Source organism: Burkholderia sp. HAN2018 (assembly GCF_024704855.1).
In the GTDB taxonomy this organism is placed as follows: Bacteria; Pseudomonadota; Gammaproteobacteria; order Burkholderiales; family Burkholderiaceae; genus Burkholderia; species Burkholderia cepacia.
In genome coordinates this window covers 1-9,988 of sequence record NZ_QOBB01000245.1, presented here as the reverse complement: position 1 = coordinate 9,988, position 9,988 = coordinate 1, and the positions used below count along the sequence as shown (strand labels likewise).

8 protein-coding genes, 1 tRNA gene and 1 pseudogene are annotated in these 9,988 nt (G+C 66.1%); 2 read left to right on the top strand and 8 right to left on the bottom strand.

Features of this window, described 5'->3' with window-relative positions; all coding sequences use genetic code 11:
* Together DPV74_RS34975 and DPV74_RS34970 are read right to left on the bottom strand one after the other, a co-directional pair.
* Nucleotides 1-367: pseudogene (locus tag DPV74_RS34975) on the bottom strand (septum site-determining protein MinC); the annotation flags it as partial.
* Nucleotides 368-536: 169 nt separating this feature from the next.
* The gene (locus DPV74_RS34970; RefSeq protein WP_226113008.1) at nt 537-1,178 is read right to left on the bottom strand and encodes a GNAT family N-acetyltransferase; all 642 of its coding nucleotides are present in this window, start codon (nt 1,176-1,178) and stop codon (nt 537-539) included.
* A 542-nt stretch (nt 1,179-1,720) separates the two neighbouring features.
* Between DPV74_RS34970 and DPV74_RS34965 the strand changes: the two genes are divergently transcribed.
* Nucleotides 1,721-2,881 (top strand): alkane 1-monooxygenase, encoded by a 1,161-nt coding sequence (locus tag DPV74_RS34965; protein ID WP_119338855.1) that lies wholly within the window; start codon nt 1,721-1,723, stop codon nt 2,879-2,881.
* Here the strand turns inward: DPV74_RS34965 and DPV74_RS34960 are convergent.
* The 3 genes from DPV74_RS34960 to serS form a co-directional block, all read right to left on the bottom strand.
* On the bottom strand, nt 2,800-3,021 hold the full coding sequence (locus tag DPV74_RS34960; RefSeq protein WP_240440077.1) for a methyl-accepting chemotaxis protein: 222 nt from the start codon (nt 3,019-3,021) through the stop codon (nt 2,800-2,802). The two genes, DPV74_RS34965 and DPV74_RS34960, sit on opposite strands and share 82 nt — an antisense overlap.
* A 235-nt stretch (nt 3,022-3,256) precedes the next feature.
* A tRNA-Ser gene (locus tag DPV74_RS34955) sits at nt 3,257-3,347 on the bottom strand.
* Between the two features lie 136 nt (nt 3,348-3,483).
* Nucleotides 3,484-4,785, bottom strand: coding sequence for a serine--tRNA ligase (gene serS, locus DPV74_RS34950; RefSeq protein ID WP_021163430.1), 1,302 nt, complete (start codon nt 4,783-4,785; stop codon nt 3,484-3,486).
* A 263-nt stretch (nt 4,786-5,048) separates the two neighbouring features.
* On the opposite strand from serS, the gene DPV74_RS34945 reads away from it, so the two are divergent.
* Entirely contained in the window at nt 5,049-5,315 is a 267-nt protein-coding gene (locus DPV74_RS34945) for a DUF2164 domain-containing protein (protein ID WP_021163431.1), read from the top strand.
* Between the two features lie 39 nt (nt 5,316-5,354).
* On the opposite strand, the gene DPV74_RS34940 is transcribed toward DPV74_RS34945, so the two are convergent.
* From DPV74_RS34940 to DPV74_RS34930, 3 genes are all read right to left on the bottom strand, one after another.
* Nucleotides 5,355-6,665, bottom strand: coding sequence for a replication-associated recombination protein A (locus DPV74_RS34940; RefSeq protein ID WP_027788118.1), 1,311 nt, complete (start codon nt 6,663-6,665; stop codon nt 5,355-5,357).
* 188 nt (nt 6,666-6,853) lie between these two features.
* Entirely contained in the window at nt 6,854-7,543 is a 690-nt protein-coding gene (lolA, locus tag DPV74_RS34935; protein WP_021163433.1) for an outer membrane lipoprotein chaperone LolA, read from the bottom strand.
* Nucleotides 7,544-7,589: 46 nt separating this feature from the next.
* Nucleotides 7,590-9,899 carry a DNA translocase FtsK gene (locus DPV74_RS34930; protein ID WP_021163434.1) on the bottom strand — a complete coding sequence of 770 codons (2,310 nt, stop codon included), beginning with the start codon at nt 9,897-9,899 and terminating at the stop codon, nt 7,590-7,592.
* Nucleotides 9,900-9,988 lie beyond the last annotated feature (89 nt).

Genomic DNA, 9,988 nt, shown 5'->3' with positions numbered 1-9,988 from the left:
CGGCGACCGGCGACGCCTCCGCGCCCTCGGCCGGTTTCGCGGCCGGCGCGCGGCGATCGCGCGCCTCGAGCAACGGCAGGCCGGCTTCCCCCGCCCAGCCCTGCGTGGCCAGCGCGACGACACCCACCGGGCGCATCCGCACGTCGTTCAGCATCTGGCGGATGTCCGCCAGCGCGACGCGTTCGCCGTCCGCCAGGCGGCGGACGTCGATCGCGACGACATCGTCGGCGAAAAACTCGGGAGTCGCTTCGAAGCGCTTGACCAGTTCGGTACGCAACGCATCGAGATCGGTCGTCTTCACGGTGAACAGCAACGTATCGACCGATCCGCTGCGCAGCTCGAAGAATGGCGATTTTTTAAGCGACATGGACACTCTGCAAAAATTTTTTGCGTATTTTACAGGCGTCCACGCGCGCGGCCATTATTTTTGGGGAACCGGGTTGCGGCGGCCCGGGCGGGCGCGCAACCGGAAAGCAGGCTGGCAAGCGGGCGACCGGACCTTCATCGCGCCGCGCGGCCCGCGTTCTGACGTCGCGTCAGTGCTTCACCTGCGACACGTACAGCGATTTCATCGCGCCGGGCATCCGCGCGATCGGCGCGTGTTCGCCGGTGTTGCCGAAACCCGCGCGCTCGTAGAAGCGGATCGCGTTGCGGTTCGCATCGGCAATCCACGCGTAGACGTCCTGGGCGCCGCGCTCGGCGAGCCAGGCGGTGGCCGTCTCCAGCAGCAGCACGCCGCCGCGCAGATGGCGCACCGCGTGCGCGACCCACAGCTCGCTGACGAACGCACGCCGATCGGGCGTATTGTCGAAATACGCGCCGATCATGCCGGCCGGATGGCCTTCGGTATACAGCAGGAAAGTCGTCGACTCGTCGGACACGGCGCGCTGCGCGGCAATCGCCGACGCTGCGTCCGTTTCGACGTTCAGCAATTCGGCCTCCGGCGCTTCGCCGGGCGCGTAGGGCTCGCGCAGCGATGCAGCGCGGAGTTCGCGATACACGCCGCCCTGGTCGGCAACGATACGACGAACGGTCAAGGTCGAACTCATGCAGGCACAGCCCCCTTCGGACAGCAAGCTACTAGCTTCAACCGAAAGCGGGGCATGAGTCAAATCGTAATTTTCAAATGGCAGCGCGAATCGAAAGGCGGCAGGCACTGCGGGCGGCCATGCGGCCAGCCCGTGTGCAGGTGCAGCATCGGTGCATCGACGCGGCAACCGGATGACCTCCGTGACGGCTTCATTCGACGCCTGGCAGCAGTCGCCTTGCGACAAGAGGCAGTCGCAGGTCGGGCCCCGTAAATTTCATCATGAAGGGCGTAATGATCCGTAATATTGGTAACGCCGAAGCAAGCGACATGGGTCGTCATCCCGCTCCGCATATTGCAATGCAACATTTGTTGCGAACCTGCAGCGTCGACGCCAATTCTCGTCACGGCACGCCATCCGTCTGACAAACCTGCCGCACGCGCGGGCCGATCCGGTCATTCCCGCATGTTTCAATCGGCGTGCGCGGGCCCTTCCCTGCCTGCGCCGCACGCGCGCCGCCGTTTGGAGCCGCACGCCTAGTGCCGGAGTTTGGCAAGCGTGCGCATGGGTCGTATAACAGGCAGAACCGGACGACGATCCGGTTCAACCGCGCGTGCGTCGCGGGCCAACGAGAATTCGAACAACCGTACAGGCGGTCGCCTTCGGGCCGGCCGGCAGGAGGGAGGGAGACAATGGCAACGACCGATGGATCGGCTTCGGGCTGGTCGGATGGCAAGCGTTACCTGTGGCTGCTCGGCGCACTGACGATCACGCTGCCGATTCTCGCGGCCCAGCTCGCGCTGTCGACGGGCCTGCACGTGTTCTGGTGGTTCGGCCCCCTGTTCGCGTTCGGCGTGATCCCGATCCTCGACACGCTGATCGGCGACGATCGCGACAATCCGCCCGAGGCCGTGGTGCCGCACCTCGAACGGGAGCGCTACTACCGGCTGATCGTCTATCTCGCGACCCTCGTCGAATACGTCGCGTTCTTCGCGTGCGTATGGATCGTCGGCACGCACGCGCTCGCCTGGTACGACTACGTCGGCTTCGCGCTGTCGCTCGGCGCCGCGACGGGCATCTCGATCAACACCGCACATGAACTCGGGCACAAGACCGACCGCTTCGAGCGCTGGCTCGCGAAGATCACGCTCGCGCCGGTCGCATACGGCCATTTCTACGTCGAGCACAATCGCGGCCACCATGTACGTGTCGCGACGGCCGAGGATCCGGCGAGCGCGCGCTACGGCGAATCGTTCTGGGCCTTCCTGCCGCGCACCGTGACCGGCAGCATCCGCTCCGCGTGGCGGCTCGAGAAAGCCCGCCTCGAACGGCTCGGGCATTCGCCGTGGACCTGGCGCAACGAGGTGCTGCACGCATGGGCGATGACCGTCGTCGTGTGGGGCATCGCGATCGCGATGGCCGGCAAGGTCGTGATCCCGTTCCTCGTGATCCAGGCCGTCTACGGCGCGTCGCTGCTCGAAGTCGTGAACTACGTCGAGCACTACGGGCTCGGCCGCCGCAAGCTGCCGAACGGCCGCTACGAACGCTGCACGCCGCAGCATTCGTGGAACAGCAATCACGTCGTCACCAACCTGTTCCTGTACCAGTTGCAGCGGCATGCCGACCATCACGCGAATCCGACGCGCTCGTATCAGGCGCTGCGCCACTTCGACGATTCGCCGCAACTGCCGGCCGGCTACGCGACGATGATCCTGTTCGCGTACGTGCCGCCGCTCTGGTATCGCGTGATGAACCCGCGGGTGGTCGCGCACTACGGCGGCAACATGGCGCAATCGAACATCAAGCCGTCGATCCGCGCCCGGGTGCTCGCGCAATATCCGGCCACAGCTTGACTGTGCTCCTGCGACGCGGACGAGATCTCGCCGACGATCGTCGTGACGCGCTGCACCGCATCGACGATCTCGTGAATCGACTCGCCCGCGCGGCCGATCAGTACGGTGCCTTCGTCAACCCGCTGCGTCGACTGCTCGATGAGCCCCTTGATCTCCTTCGCTGCGGCGACACGCGTCCCCGCGATCCGGACAGACTGAACTGCCGACGCTGCCCACTGCGCAGCAAGACGTATGGAACACGGTCGCTATCGCATCGGCACATTCCAATGCATCGATGGTCGATGCTGTTGCCACCGCAACGCCTTGCGACACACGATTTAGCAAGCCCAAAACGAAAAACCCCTTGATCCTTCCGGATCAAGGGGTTTCGTATTTTGGCGGAGAGGGTGGGATTCGAACCCACGGTACGGGGAAACCGTACGCCTGATTTCGAGTCAGGTACATTCGACCACTCTGCCACCTCTCCTTCCTTGCTGCTTTACTGCATTTCGCGTTTGGTCGTTTCCGCGAAAGAAAAGATTATAGAACGATCTCTTCGAATCTCACAAGCCCTTTTTGCAAATTTTTTTGCGAGGGCTTGAAGCGATCGCCGGCGCGCGACCTTACGACGCCTGTGCCGGCGCGTCGATACGCTCGATGCCGCCCATGTACGGACGCAGCACTTCCGGCACCGTGACCGAGCCGTCCGCGTTCTGGTAGTTCTCCAGCACCGCGACGAGCGTGCGGCCGACCGCAAGGCCCGAACCGTTGAGCGTATGCACGAGTTCCGGCTTGCCCTGTGCGTTGCGGAAACGCGCTTGCATCCGGCGCGCCTGGAACGCCTCGGTGTTCGAGCAACTCGAGATCTCGCGATAGGTGTTCTGCGCAGGCAGCCACACTTCGAGGTCGAACGTCTTCGCGGCCGAGAAGCCCATGTCGCCCGTGCACAGCGTGATCACGCGGTACGGCAGGCCGAGCTTCTGCAGGATCGCTTCCGCATGGCCGACCATCTCGTCGAGCGCCGCGTACGACGCATCCGGCGCGACGACCTGCACCATCTCGACCTTGTCGAACTGGTGCTGGCGGATCATCCCGCGCGTGTCGCGGCCATACGAACCGGCTTCCGAGCGGAAGCACGGCGAATGCGCGGTCAGCTTGATCGGCAACGCGGAGCCTTCGACGATCGACTCGCGCACGGTGTTCGTCAGCGAGATTTCCGACGTGGAGATCAGGTATTGCGTGACCTTGTTCTCCTCGCCGCCCTTTTCGACGCGGAACATGTCGTCCGCGAACTTCGGCAGCTGGCCCGTACCGTACAGGATCTCGGGGTTCACGATGTACGGCGTATACGCTTCGGTGTAGCCGTGCTGCTGCGTATGCGTGTCGATCATGAACTGCGCGAGCGCGCGGTGCAGGCGCGCGATCGAGCCGCGCAGCATCGTGAAGCGCGCGCCGGCGAGCTTTGCGCCGGTCTCGAAATCGAGGCCGAGCGGCGTGCCGACGTCGACGTGATCCTTCACCTCGAAGTCGAACTGGCGCGGCGTGCCCCAGCGGCGCACCTCGACGTTGTCGGCTTCATCCTTGCCGACCGGCACGCTTTCATGCGCGACGTTCGGCATACCGAGCATCAGGTCGGACAGGCGCGCCTGGATGTCGCCGAGCTTGGCTTCCCCCGCCTTCATTTCGTCGCCGATCCCGCCGACCTCGGCCATCACGGCCGACGTGTCCTCGCCCTTGCCCTTCATCGCACCGATCTGCTTCGACAGGCTGTTGCGGCGCGCCTGGAGCTCTTCGGTGCGGGTCTGGATCGCGCGGCGTTCCGCTTCGAGGGCGGAGAACGCGGCGATGTCGAGGGTGTAGCCGCGATCGGCGAGGCGCTTCGCGACGCCGTCGAGGTCTTTGCGCAGCAACTGGATGTCGAGCATGGGAGGACTTGGAGAATCGTTGTGTAAGACGGGAATTCTAACGCACCGCAGGGCCGCCAAGGCACTGGACGGACGGACTATGCTGCAAACGGGCGATGACCGTGGCGCGACGGCCATGGCAGTATCGCGTTGCCGGCCCGCCCGTCGGCACCCGCGAAATCGCGCGGCATCGAAGCGCCGCGGATCGCGAAACGCCCGCGCGGGCCCGCGGCGGCGCATCGAGCGAGGCGCCCGCCCCACGTCACAGCACCCCAAGGAACCCGATGGCCATCGAACTGGACAAGGAAATACGCGACCGCGCGATCGCGTCACTGCAACGCTATTTCACAGAAAACATGGATGAGCCGATCGGCAATATCCAGGCCGGCGCGCTGCTGCATTTCTTCGTCGAGGAGATCGGCCCGGTGATCTACAACCTCGCGATCGCCGACGCGCAGTCGAGCCTGCACACGCGCATCGCCGAACTCGACATCGAATGCCATCAGGAGCCGTTCGACTACTGGAAGAAGCAGCCGGCACGCAAGCGCTGACGCGAGCCACGAGCATGCCGGCCGCTCCGGGCCGCGCCGTCAGTCCTTCTTGCCGGCTTCGCGATCGAGTTCGCGCAGCCACGCGAGCTTGTCGGCGATCTTCGATTCGAGCCCGCGCGGCACCGGCTTGTACCAGCGCGGTTCGCGCATCCCGTCCGGCAGGTACGTCTCGCCGGCCGCATACGCATTCGGCTCGTCGTGCGCGTAGCGATAGGCGTGACCGTAGCCGAGTTCCTTCATCAGCTTGGTCGGCGCGTTGCGCAGGTGCACGGGCACCTCGCGCGACTTGTCCTGCTTCACGAACGCCATCGCCTGGTTGAACGCGTTGTAGCCCGCGTTGCTCTTCGCCGCGCACGCGAGATAGATCACCGCCTGCCCGAGCGCGAGCTCGCCTTCCGGCGAGCCGAGCCGCTCGTAGGTTTCGGCCGCGTCGTTCGCCACCTGCAGCGCGCGCGGGTCGGCCAGGCCGATGTCTTCCCACGCCATCCGCACGATCCGCCGCGCGAGGTACTTCGGATCCGCGCCGCCGTCGATCATCCGGCAGAACCAGTACAGCGCACCGTCCGGGCTCGAACCGCGCACCGACTTGTGCAGCGCCGAGATCTGGTCGTAGAAGTTGTCGCCGCCCTTGTCGAAGCGCCGCGCGTTCAGCGTCATCGCGCTGCTGACGAAATCGGCATCGATCGTCGCGACGCCGGCCGACGTGGCCGCCGTCTGCGCCTGCTCGAGCAGGTTCAGGAAGCGCCGCGCGTCGCCGTCCGCATAACCGACCAGCGTATCGATCGCCTTGTCGTCGAACGCGAGGCCGTCGAGCGCGATTTCCTGTGCGCGCTTCAGCAACTGGCGCATCTCGTCGTCGTCCAGCGACTTCAGCACGTACACCTGCGCACGCGACAGCAACGCCGAATTGACCTCGAAGCTCGGGTTCTCGGTCGTGGCACCAATGAAGGTCACGAGCCCCGACTCGACGAACGGCAGCAACGCGTCCTGCTGCCCCTTGTTGAAGCGGTGGATCTCGTCGACGAACAGGATCGTGTGGCGGCCGGTGCGGTTCAGCGTGTCCTTCGCCTGCTCCATCGACTCGCGGATGTCCTTCACGCCGCCGAGCACCGCGGACAGCGCGATGAATTCGCAGTCGAACGCGAGCGCGGTGAGCCGCGCGAGCGTCGTCTTGCCGACGCCGGGCGGCCCCCACAGGATCATCGAATGCGGCTTGCCCGATTCGAACGCGAGCCGCAGCGGCTTGCCTTCGCCCAGCAAATGCGTCTGGCCGATCACCTCGGCGAGCGTCTTCGGCCGCAGCGCCTCGGCGAGCGGCCGGCGCGGCTCGACTTGAAACAGATCGGACATGAACCCTCGCTCCACATCAAACAGTCGCGGCCGAACCGGCCGCCGGACCCGACATTATGACAGCCGCGCGACGGCACCGCCGTGCCTGCTGCCCGCGCCCAGTGCCCGCGCCCGGTGCCCGCGCCCGAAAACAACACGGGCCTGCCGTCGCCGGCAGGCCCGTTGCGAACAAGCGGCGTGCGGCGCCGTCAACCGGTAATCACGTCGGCGCCCTTCGGCACGACGAACTTGAACGTATCGCCCTTCAGCGGCGGATTCGTCTGGATGTTCGTAAACGTCAGCAGCGTGACGTTGCCGAACACGTCGTGCAGCTCCATCGCGGCGAGCGTGCCGTTGCGAAAGCCGATGCCGATCCGCTGGAACTGCGTGTCCTGCGCCTTCGGCAGCATCTCGAGCCACTCGATGCCGCCCTTCTCGCCGGCATCGCGCAGCGTGTAGCTCTTGTCGAGATCGTTGCTGCCGAACAGGATCGCGGCCGGGCTCGCGCCCAGCGCGCCGTTCAGCTTGCGCTCGGTCACCTGGTTCAGGTCGCGGTCATACACGTAGAGCTTCTCGCCGTCGGCCTGCAGCACCTGCTGGTACGGCTTCTGGTACGTCCAGATGAACTTGCCCGGGCGCGCGAACACGAACGTGCCGCTCGAATTGTCGGTGGGCTTCGGCACGGCCTGCGCGGCGCTCGCGCCCTTCGCCGGCGCCTTGACGATCTGCTGCGTGAAGTCGCCCTTCGCCGAACGCACCTGCGACACGAACGCCTTCAGTTGCTCGGTGCCGCCCGCGAACGCGTGCGTCGCCGCGAGCATCAGCGATGCGCCGGCGAGCGCCGCGCCGAGCCAGCGCCGCGTCGAACGAAGGGACATTGCGAACGAATGTTGCTGCATATTGCGGTTTTCTCCCTGGGTGGCCGGCGCCGCGAACGCCGCGGACTCATTCCGCGTCGCGCGCCGGCACAAGAATTTCGCGGTTGCCGCTCGACGACATCGCCGACACGAGCCCCGACTGCTCCATCTGCTCGAGCAGCCGCGCCGCGCGGTTATAGCCGATCCGCAGGTGCCGCTGCACGAGCGAGATCGACGCGCGGCGGTTCTTGATGACGATCTCGACCGCCTGGTCGTACAGCGGATCAGACTCGCCGCCGCCTTCGCCGGTTCCCGCGCCGGCCGAGCCCTCGTCGCCGTCGGCGGTGCCGCCTTCGAGCAGGCCCTCGACGTAGTTCGGCTCGCCCTGCTCCTTGAGCTTCTCGACGACGCGGTGCACTTCGTCGTCGGCGACGAACGCGCCGTGCACGCGCACCGGCAGCCCGCTGCCCGGCGGCAGGTACAGCATGTCGCCCATCCCGAGCAGCGATTCGGCGCCCATCTGGTCGAGAATCGTGCGCGAGTCGATCTTCGACGACACCTGGAATGCGATCCGGGTCGGCACGTTCGCCTTGATGAGGCCCGTGATCACGTCGACCGACGGACGCTGCGTCGCGAGGATCAGGTGGATGCCGGCCGCGCGCGCCTTCTGCGCGATCCGTGCAATCAGTTCCTCGACCTTCTTGCCGACGACCATCATCAGGTCGGCCAGCTCGTCGATCACCACGACGATGTTCGGCAGGCGGCCGAGCGGCTCGGGATCTTCCGGCGTCAGGCTGAACGGATTCGGCAGCTTCTCCTCGCGCTTCGCGGCCTCGTCGATCTTGTTGTTGTAGCCCGCGAGGTTGCGCACGCCGAGCTTGCTCATCAGCTTGTAGCGGCGCTCCATCTCCGCGACCGTCCAGTTCAGCGCGTGGCCGGCCTGGCGCATGTCGGTGACGACCGGGCACAACAGGTGCGGAATGCCTTCGTAGACGCTCATTTCGAGCATCTTCGGATCGATCAGGATCAGGCGCACCTGCTCGGCGGTCGCTTTATACAGCAGCGACAGGATCATCGCGTTGATCCCGACCGACTTGCCCGAGCCGGTCGTACCGGCGACCAGCAGGTGCGGCATCTTCGCGAGATCCGCGCACACCGGCTTGCCGCCGATGTCCTTGCCGAGGCTGAGCGTGAGCGCCGACGATGCGGCCGCGTACACCTCGGAACCGATGATCTCGGACAGGTGCACCGTCTGGCGGCGCTGGTTCGGCAGCTCGAGCGCCATGTAGTTCTTGCCGGGAATCGTCTCGACGACGCGGATCGACACGAGCGACAGCGAGCGCGCGAGATCCTTCGCGAGGTTGACGATCTGGCTGCCCTTCACGCCGGTGGCCGGCTCGATCTCGTAGCGCGTGACGACCGGGCCCGGATACGCGGCCACGACGCTCGCCTCGACGCCGAAATCCTTCAGCTTCTTCTCGATCAGGCGCGACGTGAATTCGAGGGTATCGGCCGAAATCGCCTCCTGCGCCTTCGGCGCGGGGTCGAGCAGCGATACCGGCGGCAGCGTCGAATCGCCCGGCAGGTCGGTGAAGAGCGGCACCTGGCGCTCGCGCTCGACACGCTCGGACTTCGCCGGCGTGACGACCGGCGGCACGATCGTCACGGGCTCGTGATCCTCGATGCGCACGCGCTCCTCTTCGACCTTGCCTTCGCGGCGCACGGCCGCGGCCTCGCCGAGCTTGCGGTCGCGCTCGGCCTCGCGGCGCAGCTTCGCGACATTGACGGCGGACAGGATCGCGCCGCCGACGCGCTCGGCGACCGACAGCCACGAGAAGCGGAAATACAGCGACAGGCCGATCGCGAGCAGGATCAGCAGCAGCAGCGTGCCGCCGGTGAAGCCGAACGCGTGCGACATCGCGCCCGCCACGGCCTCGCCGATCACGCCGCCCGGCGCACGCGGCAACTGCACCTTCAGCGACCACATGCGCAGCGCCTCGATGCCGTCGCACGCCAGCACGACGAGCACGAACGCGAAGATTTCGGTGAGCCAGCCGATCGGCCGCTCGGGTTCGTCCACGACCGCCTCGTGACGCGTGATGCGGCGGTAGTTGACGGCGATGCGCCGCGCGAGCGGCACGATCAGCCAGTAGGCCGACAGGCCGAACAGCAGCAGGATGATGTCGGCCGTCCAGGCGCCGACGCGGCCGGCCCAGTTCGAGATGTGGTCCACCTGGGCGGCGTGCGTCCAGCTCGGATCGCGCCGGCTGTAGCTCAGCAGGGCCATCACCAGAAATGCGCAGAGCGCGACCTGGAGAATCCAGCGGATCTCCGTGAGGAGCTTCGACATCCGGTGCGGCAACGCCTGTGCCTGGGCGGAATAAGGAGCTTTTGCCATGAATCCGTATAAAGAGGACGGGCTGCGCGCCCGCCTGTCGTTCGATCCCGCATATTGTAAGCGCTGCACCGGGCCGCCAAGTGTAAATG